The sequence below is a fragment of the Spirosoma utsteinense genome (assembly GCF_014282275.1).
Classification (GTDB): domain Bacteria; phylum Bacteroidota; class Bacteroidia; order Cytophagales; family Spirosomataceae; genus Spirosoma; species Spirosoma utsteinense.
Map to the genome: position 1 here is coordinate 158,507 of NZ_VFIA01000011.1, position 26,195 is coordinate 184,701.

At 55.6% G+C, this 26,195-nt stretch carries 16 protein-coding genes; 6 read left to right on the forward strand and 10 right to left on the reverse strand.

Features of this window, described 5'->3' with window-relative positions; all coding sequences use genetic code 11:
• Positions 1 to 4: 4 nt before the first annotated feature.
• The 5 genes from FH603_RS11105 to FH603_RS11125 all read left to right on the forward strand — a co-directional run bounded on the left by FH603_RS11105 (position 5) and on the right by FH603_RS11125 (position 10,465).
• A complete protein-coding gene (locus FH603_RS11105; RefSeq protein WP_186737561.1) occupies positions 5 to 2,173 on the forward strand; it encodes a plastocyanin/azurin family copper-binding protein in 2,169 nt (722 codons plus the stop codon).
• Positions 2,174 to 2,286: 113 nt separating this feature from the next.
• Positions 2,287 to 4,125, forward strand: a complete 1,839-nt coding sequence (locus FH603_RS11110; protein WP_186737562.1) for a glycoside hydrolase family 9 protein — start codon at positions 2,287 to 2,289, stop codon at positions 4,123 to 4,125.
• Between the two features lie 450 nt (positions 4,126 to 4,575).
• Positions 4,576 to 5,712 carry an efflux RND transporter periplasmic adaptor subunit gene (locus tag FH603_RS11115; protein ID WP_186737563.1) on the forward strand — a complete coding sequence of 379 codons (1,137 nt, stop codon included), beginning with the start codon at positions 4,576 to 4,578 and terminating at the stop codon, positions 5,710 to 5,712.
• A 102-nt stretch (positions 5,713 to 5,814) separates the two neighbouring features.
• On the forward strand, positions 5,815 to 9,033 hold the full coding sequence (locus FH603_RS11120) for an efflux RND transporter permease subunit (RefSeq protein ID WP_186737564.1): 3,219 nt from the start codon (positions 5,815 to 5,817) through the stop codon (positions 9,031 to 9,033).
• On the forward strand, positions 9,011 to 10,465 hold the full coding sequence (locus FH603_RS11125) for a TolC family protein (RefSeq protein WP_186737565.1): 1,455 nt from the start codon (positions 9,011 to 9,013) through the stop codon (positions 10,463 to 10,465). The genes FH603_RS11120 and FH603_RS11125 overlap by 23 nt, the downstream gene beginning before the upstream one ends.
• 148 nt (positions 10,466 to 10,613) lie before the next feature.
• Here FH603_RS11125 and FH603_RS11130 read toward each other — a convergent pair whose 3' ends face one another.
• The 6 genes from FH603_RS11130 to FH603_RS11155 all read right to left on the reverse strand — a co-directional run bounded on the left by FH603_RS11130 (position 10,614) and on the right by FH603_RS11155 (position 18,346).
• Positions 10,614 to 11,720, reverse strand: coding sequence for an aldose epimerase family protein (locus FH603_RS11130; protein ID WP_186737599.1), 1,107 nt, complete (start codon positions 11,718 to 11,720; stop codon positions 10,614 to 10,616).
• Between the two features lie 114 nt (positions 11,721 to 11,834).
• Positions 11,835 to 12,533 (reverse strand): L-ribulose-5-phosphate 4-epimerase, encoded by a 699-nt coding sequence (locus tag FH603_RS11135; protein WP_186737566.1) that lies wholly within the window; start codon positions 12,531 to 12,533, stop codon positions 11,835 to 11,837.
• A 131-nt stretch (positions 12,534 to 12,664) separates the two neighbouring features.
• A complete protein-coding gene (locus FH603_RS11140; RefSeq protein ID WP_186737567.1) occupies positions 12,665 to 14,206 on the reverse strand; it encodes an alpha-N-arabinofuranosidase in 1,542 nt (513 codons plus the stop codon).
• Between the two features lie 89 nt (positions 14,207 to 14,295).
• Positions 14,296 to 15,786, reverse strand: a complete 1,491-nt coding sequence (araA, locus tag FH603_RS11145; RefSeq protein WP_186737568.1) for an L-arabinose isomerase — start codon at positions 15,784 to 15,786, stop codon at positions 14,296 to 14,298.
• A gap of 130 nt (positions 15,787 to 15,916) precedes the next feature.
• Positions 15,917 to 17,563: a ribulokinase gene (locus tag FH603_RS11150; RefSeq protein WP_186737569.1), complete on the reverse strand. Its 1,647-nt coding sequence runs from the start codon at positions 17,561 to 17,563 to the stop codon at positions 15,917 to 15,919.
• Positions 17,564 to 17,644: 81 nt separating this feature from the next.
• Positions 17,645 to 18,346, reverse strand: a complete 702-nt coding sequence (locus FH603_RS11155) for an NUDIX hydrolase (protein ID WP_186737570.1) — start codon at positions 18,344 to 18,346, stop codon at positions 17,645 to 17,647.
• Positions 18,347 to 18,618: 272 nt separating this feature from the next.
• Between FH603_RS11155 and FH603_RS11160 the strand changes: the two genes are divergently transcribed.
• Positions 18,619 to 21,153, forward strand: coding sequence for a carboxylesterase family protein (locus FH603_RS11160; protein WP_186737571.1), 2,535 nt, complete (start codon positions 18,619 to 18,621; stop codon positions 21,151 to 21,153).
• Positions 21,154 to 21,563: 410 nt separating this feature from the next.
• Here the strand turns inward: FH603_RS11160 and FH603_RS11165 are convergent, their stop codons facing one another.
• The 4 genes from FH603_RS11165 to FH603_RS11180 form a co-directional block, all read right to left on the reverse strand.
• Entirely contained in the window at positions 21,564 to 22,466 is a 903-nt protein-coding gene (locus tag FH603_RS11165) for a DUF4595 domain-containing protein (protein WP_186737572.1), read from the reverse strand.
• A 34-nt stretch (positions 22,467 to 22,500) separates the two neighbouring features.
• Positions 22,501 to 24,291, reverse strand: coding sequence for a tetratricopeptide repeat protein (locus FH603_RS29090; protein WP_186737573.1), 1,791 nt, complete (start codon positions 24,289 to 24,291; stop codon positions 22,501 to 22,503).
• A 198-nt stretch (positions 24,292 to 24,489) separates the two neighbouring features.
• A complete protein-coding gene (locus tag FH603_RS11175; RefSeq protein ID WP_186737574.1) occupies positions 24,490 to 25,038 on the reverse strand; it encodes a nuclear transport factor 2 family protein in 549 nt (182 codons plus the stop codon).
• Positions 25,039 to 25,079: 41 nt separating this feature from the next.
• Positions 25,080 to 26,120: a ScyD/ScyE family protein gene (locus FH603_RS11180; protein ID WP_186737575.1), complete on the reverse strand. Its 1,041-nt coding sequence runs from the start codon at positions 26,118 to 26,120 to the stop codon at positions 25,080 to 25,082.
• Positions 26,121 to 26,195 lie beyond the last annotated feature (75 nt).

Genomic DNA, 26,195 nt, shown 5'->3' on the forward strand with positions numbered 1-26,195 from the left:
GCTCATGAAAGTTAAGCAACATCCCCTCCATATTCTGGCTAAAACCGCCCTGTTTGCGGCTGGCCTTGCCTGTGTCAGCCCCTTTGCTGTTCAGGCACAGATTCAATCCAAGACCGGCCTGCCCGTCAGTTCCAGCAGCAAACAGCCCGCCCCAGCGCCCAAAGGACTGGCCAAACTGGAAGTCGACCCCGAAAAGGAAGACGACTTCTACAAACTGATTTCACTGCCCGTACCGGAGGATATCATTCTGGAAGTGGGCGGCATGGTCACCCTACCCGATGGTAACCTGGCCGTTTGTACCCGCCGGGGTGAGGTCTGGATCGTTTCCAACCCCTACATCAGCGGCTCGGCGCGTCCTACCTACAAACGCTTCGCCTACGGCCTGCACGAACCACTGGGACTGGCCTACAAGGACGGTGATATTTACGTGACCCAGCGCAGCGAACTCACCCGCCTGCACGATGCCGACGGCGATGGTCGCGCCGACTCCTACGACAAAATCTATTCGTGGCCCCTGTCGGGCAATTACCACGAGTACTCCTATGGCCCTACCTTCCTGCCCAACGGCAACATGCTCGTCACGCTGAACGTGGGCTGGAGTAACAGCCTGGGCCACGGCGTCAGTCTGGTGCCCTGGCGCGGCTGGACGCTGGAAATCACGCCCGATGGCAAGATGACCCCCTTCGCGGCTGGCATGCGCTCGCCCGCTGGCTATGGCATGAACGCAGCCGGTGACTTCTTCTACACCGAGAACCAGGGTGACTGGGTCGGGTCGGGACGCATCTCGCAGGTAGAAAAAGGCGATTTCCTGGGCAATGCCGAAAGCCTGCGCTGGACCGATTTACCGGGCTCGCCCCTCAAAATCAAACCGCAGGAGGTGCCCAACACCGGCGAGCCTTTGTACGATGTATCCAAGAAGTTCACGGCCTTGAAAGCCCCCGCCGTCTGGTTGCCCCACGGCATTCTGGGTATCTCTACATCCGGCCTGCTGACCGATAACACAAAAGGGAAGTTCGGCCCTTTCGAGAACCAGTTATTCATTGGCGATCAGGGGCAGAGTATCCTGTCGCGGGTCGATTTCGAGAAAGTGAAAGGCGAATACCAGGGGGTTGTTTTCCCCTTCCGGGAGGGATTCTCATCGGGCGTACTTCGGATGGTATGGGGCCACGACGCATCGATGTTTGTGGGGATGACGAGCCGGGGCTGGTCGTCGACCGGTAAAGAGCAGTTCAGTTTGCAGCGGGTGGTCTGGACGGGTAAGATGCCGTTCGAGATGAAGACGATTCACGCCATGCCGGATGGGTTCGAGATCGAATTCACGGAGCCCGTCGATGCTGAAACAGCCGCCGACCCCGCTTCGTACAAGGTGACGGGTTTCAACTACAAGTACCATGCTACCTACGGCAGTCCGGTTATCAACCGGGGTGGCTGCCCTATCCGGGGCATCGTCGTATCGAAAGACGGACTCAAAGCCCGCCTGGTGGTCGATAGTCTGCGACTGGGATATATCCACGAGATTAGCACACCGGGCATACGGTCGACAAAAGGCCGCACCCTGCTGCACAACGTAGGTTACTATACGCTGAACAACATTCCCGATGGCGACAAGCTGAACGTAGCCAGTATCGCACCCGCCCCGAAACACGACCACGAGATGATGGCCTCTGCGGCCAACACACCGCCGGTAAACACCAAAGCAGGTACGAAAAAAGGCACAGTAGCGAAACCTGGTACGGCGGCTAAACCGGCAACCGCGGCTGTAGCCAAACGCATTACCGAGATGCCTGCGTCCTGGGGCGAGCCGGATTATACCATCAACATGGGTACGAAGCCGGGCCTCAAGTTTGCACCCGAGCAGTTTCAGGTAAAGGCGGGCAGCAAGGTGCGGGTGGTTTTCAACAACGAAGACGACATGCTTCACAACTTCGTAGTGGTGATGCCCGGCTCGGCTATACAGGTGGGCGAACTGGCGATGAAACTAGGGCTGGAAGGTCAGGAGCGAAACTACATTCCGCAAACCGACAAGGTGTTACACCACACCAATCTGCTACAGCCCAACACCAACGAATCCATCTTCTTCACCGCGCCCGACAAACCTGGCGACTACCTGTACGAGTGTTCGGTACCCGGCCACTTCTACGTCATGCAGGGTACCATGAAAGTGGTGAAATAAACGCAGCGATAGTAACCACCTATCTAAAATTTGTGGCTGCTGGCACGCCAGCCCGGCGAGGTGTCTGCCGTATCCTGGACTGGCCCTTTTCTCTACTACCTTTCGTTTAACTCATGAAACCTCAACGCTTTCCCAGCAACCTCCTCCGATCAGCCGCGCTGGTTGCCACCTTAGTTTCCGGCAGCGCACTGGCGCAGGAGCTACCTCTTTCAGAAACTATCCGGCTCAATCAGCTGGGCTTCTATCCCAATGCCGCCAAAGTTGCCGTCGTCGTCGGTGAGGCAACCGGCCCGTTTCAGGTGATGACACCGGAGACGAAAAAGGTGGTCTTTAGCGGCACATTGAGCGAAGCCCGCAAAAACGCTATCTCAGGAAAAACGACCCATGCGGCCGATTTTTCGGCCTTTACCAAACCCGGCACGTACGTTGTCGTCATACCCGGCCTGGGCCGCTCCTATCCGTTCGAGATTCGCGCCGACGTTCACCGGGCGCTGGCCATCGGTGCCATCAAAGGCTTTTATTACCAGCGCACCGCCATCGAGCTGCCGGCCAAATTTGCCGGGCAGTGGTCACGTCCGGCCGGTCACCCCGACACGCGGGTGCTGGTTCATCCCTCGGCTGCTTCAGCGGGTCGCCCGGCGGGAACGGTCATTTCGTCGCCCAAAGGCTGGTACGACGCGGGCGATTACAACAAGTATATCGTCAACTCCGGTATCACGATGGGCACCCTGCTCTCGCTGTGCGAAGACTTTCCGGACTATGTGAAGAAGCTCAACACGAACATTCCCGAAAGCAGCAACAACGTGCCGGACGTGCTGGATGAAGCCCTCTGGAACCTGCGCTGGATGCTGACCATGCAGGACCCCGCCGACGGGGGCGTTTACCACAAGCTGACCAACGCCAGCTTCGACGGCATGGTGATGCCCGACAAAGCCACCAAAGACCGTTATGTGGTGGCCAAAGGCATTACGGCCACGCTCGATTTTGCCGCCGTCATGGCGCAGGCCAGCCGTGTGCTGAAACCGTACAATAACGCCCTCCCCGGCCTGGCCGACTCCTGCCTGACAGCCGCCGTAAAAGCCTGGGGCTGGGCCAAAGCCAACCCGACCGTAGTGTATAACCAGCGGGAGATGAATACCAAATTCGATCCCGATGTGTCGACGGGTGGTTATGAAGACCGGAGCGCCGACGATGAATGGATCTGGGCTGCGGCCGAATTGTACGTCACCACGAAAGACGATGCCTATTATACGGCGGTCAACCTTTTCCCGGATAACAGGACCCCGCTCCCATCCTGGCCGCAGGTACGGACGCTGGCCTACTACACCCTGGCCCGGTCGGGCAATACCCTGACCGCTCTCGGCAAAAAAGACCTGCCCGTTGTCAAGAAACACCTGACGACGCTGGCCGACTCACTCATCGACGGGGCCGACCGGCAGGCGTTTCAAACCGTAATGGGAAAATCGGCAAAGGATTTTATCTGGGGCAGCAGTTCTGAGGCCGCCAATCAGGGTATTGCGCTCCTGCAAGCCTACCGGTTTACGGATTCGCCCAACCGCCGTCGTTACCTCCAGTATGCACTTGGCAACCTGGATTACCTGCTGGGGCGCAACGCCGTTGGCTACTCGTTCGTAACGGGTTTTGGCGACAAAACGCCGATGCATCCCCACCATCGTCCGTCCGTTGCCGATGGCATCGATGCGCCCGTACCGGGTCTGCTGTCGGGCGGTACCAATGCCAATGCTGCGCGACAGGATAAATGTGCCGGTTACACGACGACAATCGCTGACGAAGTCTACCTCGACGCCGACTGTTCGTATGCATCCAACGAAATTGCCATCAACTGGAACGCTCCGCTCGTATACCTGGCAGCTGCCCTGGAGGCCCTGCAAACCGATCAGAAAGCAGGGCTTTCACAAGCGCTCAGCCCGTCCAGAAATACCGGCAATTAATGCTGACTCTGGCGAATCGCTCTCGTTTATAACGGTGTTCAGTTGCCCAAAGTAACTCATTTGGACTCGCCCCGGTGGCCGATCAATAACGACGGCTGCCATCGGCCGGATGGTATTAAACCAAGTACTGGCTGTTGATGATAAACAGACCGCTACCGACGATCAGACGTCGGTAGCGGTTTTTATTTTGCCTTTTCGGCCTCACATTCCTTTTAAAAGCCGGTAGAGGTATATGAAAGTCTTTGTTGACACAGCGCTTCTCTTTTAGCTAATAGCGACATAAAGTTGCACTATTTAAATACGAACATTGCCTACAGGAGCTATTCTAATCAAATTCTAATAGTATTCTAAGCTTATCCTTACTTGTCAAGGCCTACTTGCCGATGTAGCTGGGTGGGCTATTTGTCCATTCGGTGTCGCAAACACTTACCTGTTTTCAGACCAACTCGTATGGATTCCTATATAAGCGTAAACGTTTTACTCGCAAGTATACTGCTGGCGGGTTGTACTGCCCAAAGCGAGACCAAGCAGGAAGAGGCAAGCCCGGCCGTGCCCATCATCCAGCTAACGAAACAGGATGCGACCCTGGACCGCGACTATGCCAGTAATCTGGAAGCCGTACAAAACGTAGAAGTGCGCGCCCGGGCCGCCGGCTACCTGGATAGAATCCTGGTCGATGAAGGCAAGTCCGTTAAAAAAGGGCAGCTACTGTTTCAGCTCAATCCGGCAGAGTATCAGGTCAAAGTTGCGGAAGCACAGGCCAGTCTGGAAAGTGCCACGGCGCAGGCACAATCGACCGAGGTGGAAATGAGCCGGGTAAAGTTGCTTGTCGATAAAAACGTCATATCCCCGTCTGAACTTAAACTTGCCCGATCGAAAGGAGAAACAGCCCGGGCAGCCATCGACCAGGCCAGAGCAGCGCTGGCCCATGCCCGGTTGCTGGTATCGCTGACCAGCATTCGCGCGCCCTTCGACGGTGTTATCAACCGGATCCCTTTCAAGCAGGGAAGCCTGATCGAAGCAGGGGCGTTGCTGACGACCATCTCCGACCTGAGTGAGATCTACGCTTATTTTAATGTGTCGGAAAAAGAATACCTGGCCTTCATCAAGAAACGGAAGAACCCCCAGAAATTGACCGTCCAGGATGTCGATCTGTTGCTGGCCGACGACTCCGCCTATCCGCATAAAGGCAGGATCGAAACCACAGAAACAGTATTTGAAGGCAACTCCGGTACAATTGCCTTCCGGGCAAGTTTCCCCAACCCCGACCGGCTGCTCCGGCATGGGGCTACGGGAAAGGTTCGCCTGACGACCGATGTGGACGATGCCGTGCTGGTACCTCAGAAAGCCGTATTCGAAGTACAGGACAAAAACTTCGTGTATGTCGTCGATGCCGGCAATAAAGTCAGAACCCGAAGTTTTGTACCCAGCAGCCGGGTCGATCAGTTCTACATCGTCAAGTCGGGGCTGGCTCCCGGCGACCGCATTGTTTACGAAGGCATTCAAAGTCTGAAAGACGGGATGACCATCGTACCGAAACCCCTGCCTGCCAGTGCCTTGAAGACACTCTATGCCTCGGCTCAGTAACTAGAGACCACGTAAACGGTCACCACCAGCATCCGTACCCTACTGAATTTATCGAACCGATAAACAGCCGTTAACGAGACGTCACCCGGCGTCGCTACGCTTATGTTCAACACCTTCATTAAAAGGCCCCTGCTGTCGACGGTTATTTCCGTCCTGATCGTGCTGCTGGGGGTACTGGCCCTGACGAGCCTGCCCGTTACCCAGTTTCCCGATATTGTACCGCCTTCGGTAACCGTGACGACCCGGTACACCGGAGCCAGTGCCGACGTGTCGGTAAAAGCCGTGGCGACTCCCCTCGAACGCGCCATCAACGGCGTGCCCGACATGACGTATATGACGTCTATTTCGGGTAACGACGGAACAACGCTGATAACCATCTTTTTCAAGGTAGGTACCGACCCCGATCTGGCCGCCGTCAACGTCCAGAACCGCGTAACGACCGTGCTGGACGAACTCCCCGAAGAGGTAATCAAGGCCGGGGTAGTGACAGAAAAAGAAGTGAACAGTATGTTGCTGTACCTCAACATCATCAGCGACGACCCAACGGTCGACGAGAAGTTCATCTACAATTTCGCGGATATCAACTTGCTGGCCGAGCTTAAGCGGATCGATGGCGTCGGCTTTGCGGCCATTATGGGTAACCGCGATTACTCCATGCGGGTGTGGCTCAAACCCGATCGTATGACCGTTTATGAGGTGTCGGCCGATGAGATAATCGGGGCCATTCGCAAACAGAACGTAGAGGCCGCTCCCGGGAAAGCTGGCGAAAGCGCCGACCGTGACCCGCAGATGCTACAGTACGTGCTGCGTTATACGGGTAAGTTCTTCGAACCCAAACAGTACGAAAACATCGTGCTCCGCGCAAATCCGGATGGCTCCCTGCTTCGACTCAAAGACGTAGCGGAAGTTGAGTTCGGCTCGGTCGACTATGGCGTGCTGTCCAAGACGGATGGTCGACCCTCGGCCGCGATCATGCTCAAGCAGCGACCCGGCTCCAACGCCAGTGAGGTCATTGCCAACGTAAAAAAACGGATGGCCGAGCTAAAAGTCAGCTCGTTTCCGCCGGGTATGACCTACAATTATGCCTACGATGTGTCGCGCTTCCTGGACGCGTCTATCCACGAGGTGGTCCGAACCCTGATCGAAGCGTTCATTCTGGTGTTCATCATCGTGTTTCTGTTTTTGCAGGACTGGCGCTCTACCCTCATCTGTGCGCTGGCCGTACCGGTAGCGCTGGTGGGTACGTTCGCCTTCATGAACATGATCGGCTTCTCGATCAACCTGCTCACCCTGTTCGCCCTGGTGCTGGCTATCGGTATCGTGGTCGACAACGCGATCGTGGTTGTGGAGGCCGTCCACGCCAAGATGGAAGAAACGCAGCTATCGCCCCGGGCTGCCACCTTTGCGGCCATGGGCGATATTTCCGGGGCTATCGTCGCTATTACGCTGGTGATGTCGGCGGTGTTCGTACCGGTAGCCTTCATGTCGGGGCCGGTGGGCATTTTCTACCGGCAGTTTTCGCTGACGCTGGCCATTTCCATTGTCATCTCGGGGGTAAACGCCCTGACGCTTACCCCGGCCCTGTGTGCTATCCTGCTGCGCCCGGCTCACGGAGAGCAAACAGGGATTATGGGCCGTTTCTTTGCCGGTTTCAACCGGGGCTACGAATCGCTGGCGGGCAAGTATGAGGCCCTGCTGCGCCGGATCGTGAGTCGGGGCGCCATCACCTGGGGTCTGTTGCTGCTGTTTATCCTGGGCACCTGGGGCATCAGCACCATTCTGCCCGGCGGCTTTATCCCGACCGAAGATCAGGGCATGATCTACGTAAACGTAACCACACCGGTAGGGGCTACCGTTAGCCGCACCGAAAAAGTGCTGGACGCCATCGAAGCGGTAGCGTCGAAACAAAAATCGGTCGAGAACGTGTCGACGCTGGCCGGTTTCAGCCTGCTGACCGACGGGGCCGGCGCATCCTACGGCATGGGTATGATCAACCTAAAACACTGGGACGACCGCGACGTAACGATGCAGGAACTGATCACGATCCTGGAGGAAAAAACGAAACACATTACCGATGCCAGTATCCAGTTTTTCCCGCCCCCGACCGTACCGGGCTTTGGTAACGCCAGCGGGTTCGAAATCCGGCTGCTGGACCAGGGCCGCAGTGGCGACCTGAACAAAACGGCGAAGGCCGCTCAGGGCTTTATCGCAGCCCTGAAGAAGCGCCCCGAGATCAGCAACGCCTTCACCAGTTTCGACCCGAGTTTCCCGCAGTATCTGCTGCACGTCGATCATGACAAAGCAGCCCAGAAGGGCGTCTCGACCGATAATGCCATGAGTACCCTACAGACGTTGATGGGCAGCTATTATGCGTCGAACTTCATCCGCTTCGGGCAGATGTATAAGGTGATGGTGCAGGCGGCTCCCCACTACCGGGCCAAACCCGAAGATGTGCTGAACATGCGCGTCAAAAACGATCAGGGCGAGATGGTGCCCTACTCCAACTTCGTCCGGCTCGAACGGGTCTATGGACCCGAACAGCTTACCCGCTACAACATGTACACCTCGGCCATGATCAACGGGGATGCTAATCCGGGTTACAGCAGTGGTGATGCCATCCGGGCTGTTCAGGAGGTAGCAGCCACCGAACTGCCCAAAGGGTATAGCTACGAGTGGTCGGGGATGTCGCGGGAGGAGGTGCTGTCGGGTAACCAGGCGCTGTATATTTTCGCCATTTGTCTGCTCTTCGTTTACCTGTTGCTGGTAGCTCAGTACGAAAGCATTTTTCTGCCGCTGCCCGTGCTGTTGTCGCTGCCCACGGGGGTGTTCGGGTCGTTTATGTTTCTTCAGTTGCTGGGCCTGCAAAACAACATTTACGCGCAGGTAGCCCTGGTGATGCTCATCGGGCTGCTGGGCAAGAACGCTATCCTGATCGTTGAGTTTGCCAACCAGCGCCAGAAAGAAGGGTTACCCATTATAGAGGCTGCGCTGGAAGGCGCGGTTTCCCGCCTGCGCCCGATCCTGATGACCTCTTTTGCGTTCATAGCGGGCCTGATTCCACTCTGTATCGCATCGGGGGCGGGGGCCATGGGAAACCGGTCTATCGGGACAGCCGCTGCGGGCGGGATGTTTACCGGCACCGTCTTCGGCCTGCTCCTGGTGCCGGGCCTGTATGTCATCTTCGCCAAACTCGGTGAGCGCTTCGGGTCGAAAAAACGGCCTGACGACGAACCGCAGGCGCATCATCCGGAGCCGTCCAAACCCGGCCAGAATCCAGTATCCACCCAAACTCACGTCAATGGTACCGCTATCGTTTCATAAAGTACGCCGACCCGCCGGGTATGTTTCCATCGCCCTGCTGCTGCTGAGCAGCTGCCAGATGCCTCGTCCCCTTCTGCGGCCAACGGCCCGGCCCGTACCCGTTTCTTTCGACGGCAGTTCAGACTCGCTGGGCATCGCGTCCAAAAACTGGCGCAGCTTCTTTGGCGATCCAAAACTGGTGCAGCTTATCGACACGGCACTGGCGGGTAACCTCGATCTTCGGATTGCGACCCAGCGCATCGAACAGGCACGGGCGTCGTATGCCTACAGCCGGGGTTTCCTGGCCCCTCAGGTCAATGCCGTAGCGTCGGCGGGGGTCGACCGATTCGGACGCAATACGCTCAATGGCGTAGGTAATTTCGATACGAACTTATCGGATAACATCCAGGGCAATTTGATCATCCCAAACCCTACCCCCGACTTTTTTGTGGGTGCCCGTAGTACCTGGGAGGTAGACATCTGGGGTAAACTCCGCAACCAGCGCAAGGCGGCTTACCTACGGCTGCTGGCCTCGGAAAAGGGACGCCATGCGGTAGTTACGTCGCTGGTCGCTGAAATTGCCCGGTACTATTATACCCTGCTGGCGCTGGATGGCGAACGGGAAATTATTCAGAAAAACATTGACTTCCAGCAGAACGCCGTCAATCTGGTTCGCATTCAGAAACAGGCAGGACGCGTTACGGAGCTGGCCGTACAGCAGTTCACGGCCCAGCTTCTCAACACCCAGGGTCGGCAGGGGCAGGTACAGCAACGGATAATCGAGACCGAAAACCAGCTGAACCGCCTGCTGGGGCGCTACCCGCAACCTATTACCCGGGGGGCCTCCCTGATGCAGCATGACCTGCCAGGTCAGGTAGAAACCGGAATTCCGGCCCAGATGCTGCTCCGTCGACCCGACATTCAGCAGGCCGAACTCGACCTACAGGCGGCTAACGTAGATATCGACGTAGCACGCGCGCAGTTCCTGCCCAGTCTGAACCTGTCGGCCTATGTGGGTCTGAATTCGTTTCGGGCCGCTACCCTGCTGGACCCGGCCTCCATAGCCGCCGGTCTCTTGGGCGGGTTATCGGGTCCGGTACTCAACCGGCGGTTTATCCGGGCCAACTACGGGCAGTCGGTGGCGCTGAGCCGCGAAGCCTTTTACCGCTACCGGCAAACCATCCTCACCGGATTCAGCGAGGTGACCACCAACCTGAAGGGAGTAGAAAACTACCGGAACGTGGCAGCGTTGCAGGCGCAGGAGGTTGGGGTGCTCCGGCAGGCGGTCAGCGTCTCCAACGACCTGTTTGCGGGCGGCTATGCCTCTTACCTCGAAGTCATAACCGCCCAGCGCACCGTACTCGAAGCCGAGCTGGCGCTGATCAATACCAAACAGGCTCAGTTTTTATCCCTCATGGACCTGTATAGGGCACTGGGGGGCGGTTGGGAGTAAGTTGAACTTAATCAGAGCAGCCAGCCGAACAACCCCGACCTAAAATCGGATTTACGACGAGCCAGAACGTGCTGGCCTGATGTAGACCGGAATTCCCCGGTCTACATCAGGCCAGCCCGTTCTGGCTCGTCGTATGCAGGCAAACAGATTATTTATTGACCGAAAACTGGTATACCGTGGTGGTTTTATAGGTCTGGCCGGGCCGCAAAACCGTCGATGGAAAAGCGGGCTGGTTGGGCGAATCGGGGTAATGTTCGGTTTCGAGACACAGGCCCGATCGTTTCGCATACACTACGCCCCCCGGCCCTGTCAGCGTACCATCGAGGAAATTACCCGTGTAGAACTGCACGGCGGGTTCGGTCGTTTTAACGTTCATCACCCGCCCGCTGGTGGGCTCCATCACCGTAGCAACTGACTTCAGGCTGCTGCTGCTATCACCAAACACCCAGCAATGGTCGTAGCCAAGGCCGTACTTGATCTGCACATCGCTGGAATCGTTGATGCGGCTGCCAACGACGGTCGGCTTTGTGAAATCGAACGGGGTTCCGGCCACGGGCTGTAATACCCCGGTTGGGATCAGCGTCTGGTCGACAGGTACCAGCCGGTCGGCATTGATGGTTACGACGTGATCTAGAATATCCCGTTTGACGCCACCCGTCAGGTTGAAGTACGTGTGATTCGTCAGGTTCACCACCGTTGGTTTATCGGTTGTGGCCTCGTAGTCGATCCGCAGCGCATTGTCTTTTTGCAGGGTGTAGATCATCGTCACCGCCAGATTACCAGGGTAGCCCTCCTCCCCGTCTTTCGAGGTATAGGTTAGTTTAAGCGCAGGCTCATTACCGTCGGTGGGGGTAGCCGTCCACAGCACCTTGTCGAACCCGACGGTGCCGCCGTGCAGGTGGTTGCCCATGTTGTTGGTCACCAGCGTATAGGGTTTCCCGTCGAGGGTAAACTTGCCTTTGGCAATGCGGTTGCCATACCGACCCACCAGCGCACCAAAGAAAGGGCTCCCTTTCTCATAGGCCGCCAGCGAGTCGAAACCGAGCGTTACGTTTTCAAATGTACCGGCTTTGTCAGGGGCGGTCATCGACACGAGGATGCCCCCGTAATTCGTGATGCGGGCGGTCATGCCCGCTTCATTCCGGAGCGTGTACAGGTCGGCCGGGCGACCATCGGCTAATGTACCAAAGGCCGACTTTTCGATACCCGCTTTAGGGTTGTCACCAGACTTTTCGGAGGAACAGGAAGTAATCATAGCTAAACTAACGAGCCCAAAGAGCCCCAGGAGTTGATGGATCGATTTCACAGGTTAAACGGGTTTATACTGGTAAATGAATGGTTGGCACTATTCTACCCCACCCGACTGCCGTTAGCAGCCCTGACCGTAATAGGCATCTTTACCATGTTTGCGGGCATAGTGTTTCAGCCGGAGGGTGTCTTTGATACGGGGTGTCAGCGGATTTATCTGGAGCGTGAGGTAAGCCATACGAGCGACTTCTTCCAGAACGGCGGAGTTATAAACGGCCTTCTCGGCAGTCTTACCCCAGGTAAAGGGTCCGTGGTTTTGCAGCAGCACCATCTCCATCTCGGTATGCGACAGGCCCTTCTCCCGAAAAATATCGAAGATCTGGTTACCGGTTTCGTGTTCATAGTCGCCTTCGATCATCTCGTCGGTCAGGGCGGGCGCACACGGAATATCCTGATGCGTATGGTCGGCATGGGTCGTCCCGAAGATGGGAATATCCATCCCGGCCTGCGCCCAGGCCACCGCGTAGGTGCTGTGGGTATGCACGATACCGCCAATATCAGACCAGGTCTTGTAAAGAAGGGCGTGCGTTTTGGTATCCGACGAGGGGCGCATTGTCCCCTCGACTACCCGCGCGTCGTAATCGCAGATGACGATATCGGCTGCGGTCAGTTTCTCATAGGGGACGCCACTCGGTTTTATGGCAAAAACACCCTGCTGCCGGTCTACGGCACTGACGTTACCAAAGGTAAACAGCACCAGCCCCAGCTTCGGAAGCTGCATATTCGCTTCGAAACACTCTTCTTTAAGGGTCGTATACATAGGGTAGGGAGATATTAATGATGAATGATGAATGATGAATGATAAATGCTTTCAGGCCGCTCGTTCATCATTTATCATTCCTCATTCATCATTCATCATTCATCATTCATCGTTCATCATTCATCATTCTTTTACAGCTCAAGGACGGCTACTGACACTGGCGGCAGGGTAACCGTCAGGGTATTGCCCGACAGTTTGGCACCGGAGAAGGCAACAGGCTTTACCTTGTTGAGATTCTCGAACGTGTTGTGATCGTGGACATTGCCGGAGGTCAGGATGCGGCCTGTCACCGCCGTTGCGTTCAGTCCTTTCAGGTCCACCGAAATTTCCTGCGGCTTCGTCGGGTCGATATTTACCAGCGATACGTGAACCTTACCTGCTTTATCACGCGAGGCCGATACCGACACCGCCGGCAGCTTCTCTTTCTCAAACGTAAAATCGTCGGATTTCACGGCTACCGGCAGCATGGTTGCATCCTGATGCACGTTATACATTTCCAGCACATGGTAGGTAGGGGTCAAGAGCAGTTTGTCGCCCTTCGTCAGAATCACCGCCTGTAGCACGTTGATGGCCTGGGCCAGGTTCGCCATCCTCACCCGTTCGCAGTGTTTGTGGAAGATGTTGAGCGTTGCACCCGCCAGCACGGCATCACGCATGGTATTCTGCTGGTACAAAAAGCCCGGATTCGTGCCCGGCTCAACATTATACCAGCCGCCCCACTCATCGACAATGAGCGCCACTTTTTTCTCCGGGTCGTACTTGTCCATAACGGCCGAATGCTTCTCGATCAGCTCGTCCATGAGCAGGGCCTGCTGCATGGTTTTGAAGTATTCCTCATCCGGAAACTGCGTCGCCGACCCTTTTTTACCCTCACCCCATGACAGCACCGAGTAGTGGTGCATGGCCAGACCTTCCATCAGGGTATTGGGAATATTTTTCATCAGCGTTTCGGTCCAGTTATAATCATTGTCGCTGGCCCCTGACGCAATCCGAAAAATACGCTCGTCCCCTACTTTCGGGTTCATGAACGTGCTGTACTGACGAAAAATATTGGCGTAGTAGTCGGGCTTCATATTTCCGCCACAGCCCCAGGCTTCATTGCCAACACCCCAGTAGCGCACGTTCCAGGGTTTCGCCCGGCCGTTCTGCTGACGGAGCGAGGACATGGGGCTGTCTTTCTCGAAATTGACATACTGTACCCATTCGGTCAGGTCCTGAACCGTACCGCTACCCACGTTACCCGCCAGGTACGGCTCGGTACCCAGCAGTTCGCACATATTCAGGAAATCGTGCGTACCGAAGCTGTTGTCTTCCGTCACGCCCCCCCACCAGGTATTTACGATCTTGGGCCGTTTGGCTTTGGGGCCGATGCCATCTTTCCAGTGGTAGGTATCGGCAAAGCAGCCACCCGGCCAGCGCAGGTTAGGCACTTTAAGTTTTTTCAGGGCGGCCACCACGTCAAGCCGGACCCCGTTTTTATTGGGAATCTTCGTGTTGCTTTCGCCCACATAAAAGCCATCATAGATACAGCGGCCGAGGTGTTCGGCAAAGTGACCGTAGATATGACGGCTGATCTGGTGTTTTCCCTGATCGGCATTGACCGTAACCTTCGTCTGGGCCGATGCCACGAGGGCCATACTGGCAAACGCCAGGGTAAATAATGGTTTTTTCATGGTTAGCTGGCCGGACAGCTACGTCCGGACCGATTAATAGGTGTGTCAATTGGCTTACCCATTCGGTCTTTCATTCGTTATGTTGATGCTCACTTGAAGCACCCCTCACTCCAGCGAAGCTCCTTTTTCAACTGGCGGATGTTGGTACTCCGGTCGATCACCACAAGCTCCACCCCGAAGATGTCGGCAAAATCCTCGATATGATCGGTAGTGAGGTTCTGGCTGTAGACCGTGTGGTGAGCGCCACCGGCCAGTATCCAGGCCGCACAGCCTGTTGCCAGGTCAGGCATGGGTTTCCAGAGGGCCCGGGCAACGGGCAGTTTCGGCAGGGCTTCGCTTACCGCCACGGCCTCGACCTCATTGACCAGCAGCCGGAATCGGTTACCCATATCGATGAGCGATACATTGATGGCCGGCCCTGCCGACGCGTTGAACACCAGCCGGACCGGGTCGGCTTTGCCGCCAATACCCAGCGGGTGGACTTCGCAGGTCGGTTTTCCGGCCGCAATAGACGGACAGATTTCCAGCATGTGCGACCCCAATACCAGCGGATTGCCGGGATCGAAATGATAGGTATAGTCTTCCATGAACGAGTTGCCGCCCGGTAAGCCAGCCGCCATCACCTTCAGGGTACGCACCATTGCCGCCGTTTTCCAGTCGCCTTCTCCACCAAAGCCGTAGCCGTCGGCCATAAGCCGCTGCGACGCAATGCCCGGCAACTGCGCCATGCCGTGCAGGTCTTCGAAGGTATCGGTATAGGCGCTAAACCCGCCCGCCTGCAAAAACGCCCGCATACCAATTTCGATCTTAGCGGCTTCGCGCAACGATGCGTGCTGCGCCCCACCGCGTATGAGCGAGTCGGCCAGCGTGTAGGTATCGGCGTATTCGGCAACCAGCCGGTCAATATCAGCGTCGCTCGTCTGGTTGATTACCGCCACCAGATCGCCGACCCCGTGGGTGTTGACCGACATGCCGAACGTCATTTCGGCGGCTACCTTGTCGCCTTCGGTTACGGCTACCTGGCGCATGTTATCGCCGAACCGCACTACTTTCATCGTCTTTAGCTCGAACGCTGCCACGGCCACCCGCGCCCAGTCGGCTATTTGCCGGATCACATCGTCCTGCTGCCAGAAGCCGACCACCACTTTCCGGTTCAGCCGCATCCGGGTCATCATAAATCCAAACTCCCGGTCGCCGTGGGCCGATTGGTTGAGGTTCATGAAATCCATGTCGATATCCGCCCAGGGAATATCCCGGTTGAACTGAGTATGCAGATGCAGCAGTGGTTTTTTCAGGATCGTCAGGCCCCGAATCCACATCTTGGCGGGCGAAAACGTGTGCATCCAGGTCACGATACCTACGCAGTTAGGCGACACATTGGCTTCCTGACAAAGGGCGTAGATCTCGTCCGGGGTTTTCACGACGGGTTTGAAGACGACCCGCACCGGCATAGGGGCTGCGTCGTTCAAAAATCCGGCAATGACCTGCGAGTGGGCATCGACCTGACGAAGGGTCTCCTCGCCGTATAAGTGCTGACTTCCGGTGACAAACCAGATGTCGAATTGTTTCAGATTGAGCATTATCAACTACGTTAAATCCTTTCTTTTTGTATCCTCAGTTACTATTCGTATGTCGCTCATGTATTGCCAGTTCGTGAACCTGACACCACATACCATACATGGCTATACGCGCTGCCATGTTCGGCAATGGCTATGGCTGAGCAGGCTTGTTTTCGATAAAGCTACCCAGGTGGAGGTAGTTGTGATACAGCGTTTCATAGACGGCGACCTGCTCGGGCCGGGGGTGATACTCGGCGTCGAAGCCAGACCCCATTGCCTGCTGGGCTTCTTCCATCGTGGCATAGACGCCAGCCGCTACAGCCGCACACATGGCGGCCCCCAGCGCACAGGCCTGATCGGCACGGGCTACCTGAATAGGCTTGTTGAGCACATCGGCCAGCGTTTGCATGACAAACGGCGACTTTTTCGCTACCCCGCCAATGGCGATGACTTTTTTGATGGGTACCCCCTCCTCCACAAACCGATCGACGATGCTGCGCGAGCCATAGGCCGTAGCCTCCACCAGCGCTTTGAACACACGGGGCGCGTCGGTGGCCAGGTTGAGACCCGCAATGGCCCCTTTGAGCGTATGGTTGGCATCGGGTGTCCGACGCCCGTTGAACCAGTCGACCGCTACAGCGTCCCGTTCCGTTACGGGCAACTGAGCCGCCTGTTCCGACAAATGAGGAATCAGTTGCTGCGCCAGTTCACTGGCCGCCCCCTCGCCCAGCAGCTGCCGTACGGGCTCCACGATGAGCCGGGCGAACCACGCGTAAACGTCGCCAAACGCCGACTGGCCCGCTTCCATGCCCAGCATCCCCGGCAAAATTGACCCATCGACCTGGCCACAAATGCCCCGGATGAGCAGATGGCCAATTTCTTCATTGGGCGCCACAAGCATGTCGCAGGTCGACGTGCCCATGACCCGAACGAACGCATACGGCTCGATCTGGGCCCCTACCGCACCCATGTGGGCGTCGAACGCCCCTACCCCGACGATAACCGACGCCCGAAGGCCCAACTTCTCGGCCCATTCGGGCGAGAGGGTCCCCATAGGCTGGTCGGATGTGTAGGTATCGAAGAAGAGCCGGTCACGCTGGCCGCTCAGCAGTGGATCGAGTCGGGTTAGAAATTCGTCGGAGGGCAAGCCGTCGAATTCGTTATGCCAGAGGGCCTTGTGTCCGGCCGCACAGCGCGACCGTCGGAGAGCCAGCGGGTCGGTTATGCCCGTAAGCTCGGCCGATATCCAGTCGCAGTGTTCTACCCACGAGAAGGCATGTTCCCGGACAGACTCGTCGACCCGCAGCGTTCGAAGCATCTTGGCCCAGAACCACTCCGACGAGTATATTCCGCCCACATATTTGGTGTAGTCGGTATCCCAGTGGTGGGCCAGCTGGTTGATCTCTTCTGCCTCGGCATTGGCCGTATGGTCTTTCCAGAGGATGAACATCCCGTTCGGGTTCTCGGCAAAATCGGGGCGCAGGGCCAGCGGCCGGCCGGTTTTGTCGACGGCTACGGGTGTAGAGCCGGTAGTGTCGACGGAAATTCCTACCACCTGCTCCCGAACCTCAGCCGGTGCTTTTGCCAGCGCTCCCGCGATGGTTGCCTCCAGGCCTTCGAGGTAATCAAGCGGATGCTGCCGGAACTGCGACTGTGCCGGATCGCAGTAAAGGCCCTGTTTCCATCGGACGTATTCGTGTACGTGCGTACCAACGGTTTGCCCGGTATGGGCATCGACCACCAGTGCCCGTACGGAATCGGTACCAAAATCGACGCCAATGACGTATGTATGTTGCATGTGAGGGTTATTGAGTGAGACCCGGTCCAGACAGGGAGCCGAGCCGATCGTAGGGTTCAGGATAAGGCTGTGGGCTGGCGCTCAGGTGCGCGTCAGTTCGGGCAAAAAGCTAACGTAGTCGTTCAGATACTGCTGGTATTTCTCGGTGTTAAGCCGATATAGCTGTCCTTTCTTGGTAACCGACTGGGTATCTTTCTCGCCGGTTCCAATCAGTACTTCGGTGGCTATAATTTTTCGACTGAAATTTCGCCGGTCCAGTTGCGTATCGTAAATAGCCTCATAGACCTTCTGAAGCTGCGGAATCGTGAACTTCTCGGGCATGAGTTCAAATCCAATGGCATGCAAAGCCGCTTTGTAACGCAGCTGGCGATGGGCCAGCTCGACCATCTGGTTGTGGTCGAAAATCAGATCCGGCTTTTTGCTTAAGCTTATCCACGACGCATTATGCGCCCGGATAGCCTCCGTATCCTGATTTCGGGTGTTGACCAGGGCGTAGTAAACCACCGAAATAGTTCGTTCGACCGGGTCGCGGTCTATGGCTCCAAACGTCTGAAGCTGTTCGAGGAATGGATTTTCCAGACCCGTCAACTCATACAAAATGCGTTGGGCAGCCTCTTCAATGGCTTCGTCGCTGTGCAAAAATCCCCCCATTAGCGACCAACGGCCCAGCGCCGGCTCAAAATTTCGCTTGATGAGCAGCAGTTTCAATTCTTCGCCATCGAAGCCAAAAATGATACAGTCCAGCGCAACCAGAATCCGACTTTGATGAGTATAGGCAAACATTCGAAACCGGTTTAAAAAGAAGCTCTCCTGTAACAACGTGTTACTGTGACACAATTATAAGAGCCTACGCTTTCTTCTCCAATTTTTTACATAGAAATTCTCCCAATTATTCAAGTCTGAATAACCTTGTTTATCATCCGGCCAATTAAATCGCTCTATAAATTATAGCTCACCAGCCACTTATTAATTTATTTTAAAAACTATTCGTATCTTTTGGGTTCAAACCGCCTGTTTCCCTGATCGCTCATTGTTTCCAATTGAACTCAACCTGCATGTTTAACCAAATCTACGTCGCCTTATTAGTCCTGTTGTCTACGGCAAGCCATGTGTCGGGTCAGGTAAGTCTGTCGAAACCCCAACCCACTGTATACCGGTTTACCAGCGGCTTAATGGCGTTAACAGGAAGCCGGTACGGACGGGAGGCTATTTACAGTGATCCGTTGGCTTACCAGCTTTATACCCACACCCTGAAACAGCCGACCCAGGGAGGTTCCTTTGGGGTAGACGAACAGGGACGGCCCATTCAATGGCTACCGGTAACTGCCGACAGCCTCAACCGGCTCCGGCTGCGGACTAATGCACGGGGCAACGGAGGTGCTCCGGCTGGTCCGGGGGTCACTCCCGGAAGCCTGCGGGGGGGCATTGGTGGAGGGGGAGGTTATGCCTACTTAACTTACGCATCGACCCGCGCGCAGGTGGCCGTGCTCAACATCAAAGGCAACAGTACTGTATATGTGAACGGTGAACCGCATATGGGCGACGCCTATAGCATGGGCTATCTGCACATTCCAGTCAAGCTTAAAAAAGGACTCAACGAATTTTACGTACGCGGCACTGCCATTACCGCCAGTCTGGAGTTCCCCCAGGCAACCGCTCTGCTGCGCACCGATGATCCAACAGTCCCCAGCATTCGGTTAAACGAGCCTAACACGGCGCTACAGGCGGCTATCGTTATTCTCAACACCAGCGATAAGCCCTTAGCCGGTCTGACGCTGAAAAGCAGCCTGTCGGGGCGGGAGGCTACAACGCCAGTTCCCTCTATACCGGCGATGTCGACCCGAAAAGTGGCTTTCACCATAGATGGCAGCACTATCAAGGCCCCCGGGTCTCATTCATGCACCGTTACACTGCTGCAAAAAGGAAAATCCCTCGACGAATCAACCGTTGCGCTGGACGCTGTTGCGCCAGCAAGTTCCTACAATGTCACGTTCACCAGTCATATCGACGGTAGTCTCCAATACTATGCCGTAACGCCCTCTTCCTCAACCGCAGCTGGCCCGGCAGCGCTGTTCCTGTCCGTCCACGGCGCGGGGGTCGAAGCCAGCGGACAGGCCCGGGCCTACAAACCGAAAGACTGGGGCACCCTGGTGGCAGCAACCAACCGGCGGCCTCGCGGCTTTAACTGGGAAGACTGGGGGCGGCTCGATGCCCTTGAAGTGCTTGCCCTGGCCAATAACCGGTTCAAGCCCGATCCGCACCATATCTACCTGACGGGCCACTCGATGGGCGGGCATGGCACCTGGTTCCTGGGTGCCACCTACCCCGACAAATGGGCGGCCATTGCCCCCTGCGCGGGTTACCCTACCCTGAAAGAATACGGTTCTGCCGACGGTCTTATTCCAGACAGCAGCAGCAACCCCTTAGAGCAGGTCCTGCTCCAGGCCGGTAACCAAAGCGACGTGCTGAAGCTGGTAAGCAACTACAAACCGCTGGGCGTCTATATCTTCCACGGTGACGCCGACCGTACCGTACCTGTCACCTATGCCCGCCAGATGCGAAAACTGCTGGGGGGATCGCAACCCGACATGAGTTATTACGAATACCCGGGAGGCAGCCACTGGTTCGGCGATCATAGCGTTGACTGGAATCCGCTGTTTGACTTCTTCAAATGGCACCAGACGGTAGCTGATTCGTCGGTCAACACCATTGATTTCACCACGGCCAACCCCGGCATTTCTTCGGCTTATCGGTGGGCCTCCATCGACCAGCAGGTCGAGCCGCTTGCCTACAGCCGTATACAGTTTCAGCGGACCGCGCAGGCGATTACAGGCACCACCACCAATGTGGCGGTCCTGAAGCTGGCCCTGACTCATTTTGGAGCCAACAAACCCGTCAGCATCACCCTCGATGGATTACCGGCTATCGAGCACCGAACGACCAGTGCCAGTGACACCCTCCTGCTCCGTCGCGGGAAAGACCGCTGGGTGGCGATAGAACGGCTGAGCCCGGCGATGAAAGGGCCACACCGGAATGGGACGTTTAAGGATGCGTTTACGCACCGGATGGTTTTCGTTTATGGTACCGCCGGGAATACCGCCGAAAACGAGTGGGCGTATAACAAAGCTCGTTTCGACGCCGAGACCTGGTATTACCGGGGTAACGGAGCCGTTGAGATCGTAGCCGACAACGCATTTGACCCAGCCCTTTATAAAGACCGGGGCGTCATTTTATTTGGCAATCAGACCACGAACCGCGCCTGGCCCGGGCTACTGGCTACCTGTCCCATCCAGGTAACACGCGGAGAGCTGGTTATTGGCAACGAACGCTATAAAGGCGACGGGTTCGGCGCTTACTTCATCTGGCCACGCGCCGACAGCCAGACGGCTTCGGTAGGCGTTGTTACGGGTACAGGCTTGCCCGGCCTGAACGCGGCTAATGCCAATCAATACTTTGCCGGCGGTAGCGGCTTCCCCGACTATATGGTCTTCGATATCAGCATGCTCAGGGATGGTGTAGCAGGCGTTAAGACCGCGGGCTTTTTCGACAATAACTGGGCACTGACCAATCAGGCAGCTCCCAAACCCTGACAAGGTGCTGGCCCATGAGTTTTCTGCTGTCGACTCATCTGTATGCTACTGACTGGTGTTGACACTTATTAAAGCAATTAACCAGACCAAATTTTTAATTTAATTATACTATTGTTTGGTTGAACGTCGGATTGAGACCGGAACAAGACAGTGTTTGCAATGAAATTGGCAACCGCTGTCTATCCCCTTTTCAACGAATTTGTTTAAGGCACGTTCAGCGAAGGTTTCCGTTGAAGAAAATCAAGTGAGTAATCAGTCCGATACCCAGCCTCCTAAATCCGTTGGGCGGTATGCCAAAGCGGCCGTTACAACCCTAAAAGCGGAGATTCACAAACTTAAAAAGCCCCTCGGAAAGGCCAATCGTCGTGTTTCATTCCAGTCCATTTACTACGTGTGTCTGGGCAGTTGACTCAGGGACAATTGTTGCTAAAGGACAGACCATTTGCCTGAGAACCAGTCCTGGCAACGCTCTTTAGTTGCCCACCCGCATCGATCTGATACGTGTAGCTTGTAGAAGGAATCTGCCGACCCGTTTCTGTTAAATCCGAGCCCGCAATCAGATGCTGGGCTGGCTTGCCCAAAAACGGCTGTAAATACCAGTCAGCCGAAAAGCCGAACGGATTTGATTCGACCAGAAACGGAATCGTCAGCGGGTTAGTATGGCCATCGTAGCGATTACGGACCCGAATCACCTGCGGGGTTGGTGCCGAATAGGTGAGTACGATATCGACCGGATTGCCGTCCTGGTAAGTTAGTTGCTCCTGGTACGTTTCCGTTTTTTTTGACGCACCCGGTGGATAGGTAAACTTATCTGCATGGTGTTCGGTCAGGTGCCCCTGATTGTCATAAGCGAAGGTATGGGTAGCCGTAATGGATTGCTGAGTAGTTCCATCGGCCAGCCGGTTAAACACAGTTTCCTTCACCGTGAGGGCATTCCCCTGTTCGTTGAGTGTCAGATCATACATAATTCGGAGGTAATCCGTCTTCGGGTAGGTTACCTCGATGGTTGCCTGTCGGCCCTGATAGGTGTACCAAAAGTCGGCCTCGTTACTGCCTGTATTCGTATGAATTTGAGTTAGTTTGCCTGCTTGATCGAACTGGTAGGTATAGGTGCTGATTGATTCCTGCACGACAAGCTGACAACCCGACGGCTCCACGTTTTTCTGGCAGGACACCAGGGTGAGTCCAGTCAGGAGCAGGCAAAAAACCCGCTCGTTCAGGGTGACTTTTGTCTGCCAGTTGCCTGGCTTTTTGGCTATCCCAAAACCAATGAACCTGGCTAGAAGCTGACAGGAATACAAACGTTTTTTCATGCACATTTTGGTTTTGACGGCCTTTATCACCTCGTCAATGGCTGCCCGTATTTCCCGTTACCGGCCCATTATTCACCCGCACCCAATCTCTGGCTTTTTTGACCTGGGGAAGATCGGTGTCGGCTTCATGCCAGGTCGTTAAGAATCGTTGATAAGCTTTCGTCGCTTCGGCCCGGTTGCCTTCGACCTCCCAGACCTGGCCCAGACCAAAAAGGGCAAAACCACTGTTGGGCCTTTCTTTCAGCAAGTCCTGGTAGGTGTCCCGGGCTTTTTGCCACTGCCGGGCGCGTTGATAGGCTTTGGCCAGCGACAGACGGATGGGGTACTCGTAAAGGGGAGGTTCCTGATAGCCAAGTTCTTTCTCCATTTTTACGGCCTCCCGGAGCAACCTAAACGCATGTGTAGTATCGCCCTGAAGACTATAGAGGTTACCCTGTAATTCGACCGAGTATAAACTAAGCATAGTTTCTTCGTAACCACTAACCGTTTTATCCTGCCTGGTAGCCCGCCATAAATCGGCATCCAGTTCATTGGCGTACTGGCGGGCCAGGTCGAGTTTTCCTTTTTCGACGGCGTCCATGCCCAGGAAGTAGGCAACCCGGGTACGGCGCAGGGGCGTTTTCCGAAATTCAGTGTACGCTTTGTCACCCATGGCTGCCCGCTGAGCGGCTGTGTCAGCCAAGTTTCGTAGCTGATAATCAGCCGCCTGCGCGAACTGCCCAAAGCGAACGGCCAGCGATACGGGTCGTTTCTGGCTAACGTTAAACGCCCACTTCTTAAAGTCCTGGGCACGGGCTGTATCCTGAACGCCTGATTTATCGAGGAGTCGGCTGAGGATAGCGGTAGCTTCCCGGTAGCGGCCTTCCTCGGCGTCGTTGGCAATTAAGTACTGGAGGTTGTGGTCGTAGTTCCAGGTATCAAGCCGGTGAATACCTTGCCGGCTCATATAGGCCGAATCAACCCGCATTGCCGCCAGAAACGATTGCCGGGCCCGCTTGTAATCGCCTAGCCGATAGTAAATATGGCCGGGCATGTGAACGATATGACCCGAGGCCGGGGCTAAGGAAGCCAGCTTCTGGGCACTGGCTAAAGCCGCTTGCGGGCAGCAGTTTTCCATTTGGTGAATCCAGTAATGGTGCACGGCATGGTGGTCGGGATGCGAAACGAGCAGTTTTTCGAGCATTAGTTGGGCGTACATGGTATTTTCCTCCGGCTTACCATCGGCGGAATAACTACCCCCTATGGCCCCCAGCCAAAGAATTAACTTCGCTTCGACATCGTCGGGATACCGGTGAATCAGGTTATCCATCTCGGCGGTAAACGCCCGGTTTCGCTCTTCCCGGCTTTTCTTTGCTTCGGTAGCGGCCGCTTCAGCTTCAATCGCTTTAATGTATAATTGCTCTTGTTCAGACGCGCTTTTACTCCACTTTTTAGCCAGTTCCAACGCCTTTTTCTTATCCGCCTGCCGTTTTGGGTCACTGGATTGAATGGCCATGTAGAGTCCCCAGTGGGGCATAGCGGCTGTTGTGTCAAGCTTAGCTGCGTACTCGAAAGCCCGGTGGGCTTCAAAGTCCCAGAAGTCGTGCAGGAGGGAAAGTCCCTGATCGAAGAAGCGCTGGGCCGAATCCGATTTGGTCGTTATTTTCAGGTGGCTTTTACCAATACCTTCCATTAACTGGGGTGGCGGCAGGGCGACCTTACGAATTTCGGGAGCACGGCAGTGCGTGGCTGATTGGGTAGCCGCCGTGTGGGTACTGTGGGTATGCTGCCCTAACACGGGAAGTGAAGCCAGCAGACAGAGAGATATCGTAAGATGTACATTCACAAGCGAAACAGTTTATTGGTTTAGAATAGATCAACTTCCTGACTGCTAGCCGTTAGTGAGCTGGTTGGCAAACCTACGCCATCCAGTAAAAAGGCTTCAGCCGTTCACTAAAAAGGGCTAGTCAAATCGCTTATTGCCCGCTTTAAAGAACCACGAATACCGGGGCGTTTTTCATCGGTAGCTGACCTGCTTCGAAGGTTACTTTTGAAAAGGCTTCGCGACGCCCGTTGCCTGAAACGCCACCAGTTGCCACCCGCCATTCTGTTTCACCCAAGTCGCCAGCGAGCGGGTCTGCATCGTAAACTCTTTGCCGTGGTCGTTACCCGTTACGTTGTAGTGGGCCGTTATTACCGCCATATTGTCGTTGAAAATCCTGATCTGATCATAAGGTAACGGGACGAGTTTGATGGACGCGAACGTTTGTACCCCACTGGTCATGTCTGAGAACTCCTGCTCCCGGTTGGTTACCTCCCCGCCCGGATTGGTGTGGATGTAGTCGGGCGATACGTAGCGATCATACAGCGCTTTGTCTTTATCCTTGATGGCCCTGGCTACTTCGTCGACGGCTTTTTGCACTTCCTGTTGCAGGGTTTGTTTTGCACCGGATGGACTCACCATTGGCTTATCCGACAGCAAGGTTGTCGTTTTAATCGGTGTGGCCGTTCTATTGAGTGCCGAGTTTGGTTGCCCAACCGCGAGGGTTGGGATGAGCCATACGCCCATAAGGATAATAGGTAGTTTGTTCATAATTGGTACTTGATTTAACACGGCTGCACAGTATAAGTAGACTAAAGGGTTATTTTCTGAATGGTTCCATCAAACGTTCGGGCGATATAGTACGTATTGGCACCACTGCGTTTGATCGAGTTGGGAAAGTTCAGGTTGCTCAACAAGGACGTATTGCCTTGAGCCGTCGACCGAACGATGGCCCCGGAATTGTCGGCAAAGCCCTGTCCTGTCCAGGTGCCATATTCCAGCACAACGGCTTGCCCATTGGCATCCAGTTCAATATCGGTCAGGGTCGTCAGGCCCGTTTGGTAGGTGGATTCATGTCCCTGAAGATCAAACTGATAGATCATCGCCTTTTGGGATGGATACGGATAGCCCGTAAAATTGCTGACCAGGAATTTCTGGCCGTCAAACACAATGCCGGTCGGTACAGCTTCCAGCGTATCGACGCCGGCATTGATAATGGGCGGAATGGTGGCAAAGACACTAAGCGCTTTGGTGGTCGCCTGCCGACGAATAATCGCATTGGCTCCCGCATCGACAATAAACAAATCGCCACCCGGACCAGTGGTCAGGTTAAACAGATCCGAGGCATCCGTATCGTTGGCAAAGGCGTAATTCTTGACAAACGTACCGATGTCTTCATAGGCCAGCGAAGGGGCGGTTTGGGGCGAATCACCCGGCTGAAACGACGCTATATCGAATGTATAGAGTCGGCCTTCGACGCCGTGTAAAAGATAAAGCGTAGTCCCCTGAAGCAATAGGTGATTGAGTCCAAAAACAGCTCCTTCCGGACTGACCTGAGAGGTAAAACCGGTCACCACCGGATACACCTGGCCCTGGGGCGTAATCATGGATAACTGGCCATCATTGGCCGTGCCACTCCCGGCCTGGGTTACCCAGACCTGGCCCTTCGCGTCCGTTTCCACGCCCAACGGGGCAACCAGTCCACTGGCGAAGGGGGTAATCTGAGGCTGGGGCGGTTCCCGATGGTCCTGACAAGCCAGGTTGCCGAACAGAATCGACAGTAATAAGCAGAATGGTACACGCAGCCGACGAAGCCGAATGCCGACAAAAGTTAGTTGGCAGTTGCTTTTCATAGTATAAACGTTGACAGGATGAAACATCAGAATAACTCATTTTTCTCTACTTATTCGCCGTCGGCGAGGGTTGGG

Coding starts and splice junctions, on each gene's coding strand:
- FH603_RS11105 (WP_186737561.1), top strand. CDS start 5: ATGAAAGTTAAGCAACATCCCCTCCATATTCTGGCTAAAACCGCCCTG.
- FH603_RS11110 (WP_186737562.1), top strand. CDS start 2,287: ATGAAACCTCAACGCTTTCCCAGCAACCTCCTCCGATCAGCCGCGCTG.
- FH603_RS11115 (WP_186737563.1), top strand. CDS start 4,576: ATGGATTCCTATATAAGCGTAAACGTTTTACTCGCAAGTATACTGCTG.
- FH603_RS11120 (WP_186737564.1), top strand. CDS start 5,815: ATGTTCAACACCTTCATTAAAAGGCCCCTGCTGTCGACGGTTATTTCC.
- FH603_RS11125 (WP_186737565.1), top strand. CDS start 9,011: ATGGTACCGCTATCGTTTCATAAAGTACGCCGACCCGCCGGGTATGTT.
- FH603_RS11130 (WP_186737599.1), bottom strand. CDS start 11,720: ATGATTACTTCCTGTTCCTCCGAAAAGTCTGGTGACAACCCTAAAGCG.
- FH603_RS11135 (WP_186737566.1), bottom strand. CDS start 12,533: ATGTATACGACCCTTAAAGAAGAGTGTTTCGAAGCGAATATGCAGCTT.
- FH603_RS11140 (WP_186737567.1), bottom strand. CDS start 14,206: ATGAAAAAACCATTATTTACCCTGGCGTTTGCCAGTATGGCCCTCGTG.
- araA (WP_186737568.1), bottom strand. CDS start 15,786: ATGCTCAATCTGAAACAATTCGACATCTGGTTTGTCACCGGAAGTCAG.
- FH603_RS11150 (WP_186737569.1), bottom strand. CDS start 17,563: ATGCAACATACATACGTCATTGGCGTCGATTTTGGTACCGATTCCGTA.
- FH603_RS11155 (WP_186737570.1), bottom strand. CDS start 18,346: ATGTTTGCCTATACTCATCAAAGTCGGATTCTGGTTGCGCTGGACTGT.
- FH603_RS11160 (WP_186737571.1), top strand. CDS start 18,619: ATGTTTAACCAAATCTACGTCGCCTTATTAGTCCTGTTGTCTACGGCA.
- FH603_RS11165 (WP_186737572.1), bottom strand. CDS start 22,466: ATGAAAAAACGTTTGTATTCCTGTCAGCTTCTAGCCAGGTTCATTGGT.
- FH603_RS11175 (WP_186737574.1), bottom strand. CDS start 25,038: ATGAACAAACTACCTATTATCCTTATGGGCGTATGGCTCATCCCAACC.
- FH603_RS11180 (WP_186737575.1), bottom strand. CDS start 26,120: ATGAAAAGCAACTGCCAACTAACTTTTGTCGGCATTCGGCTTCGTCGG.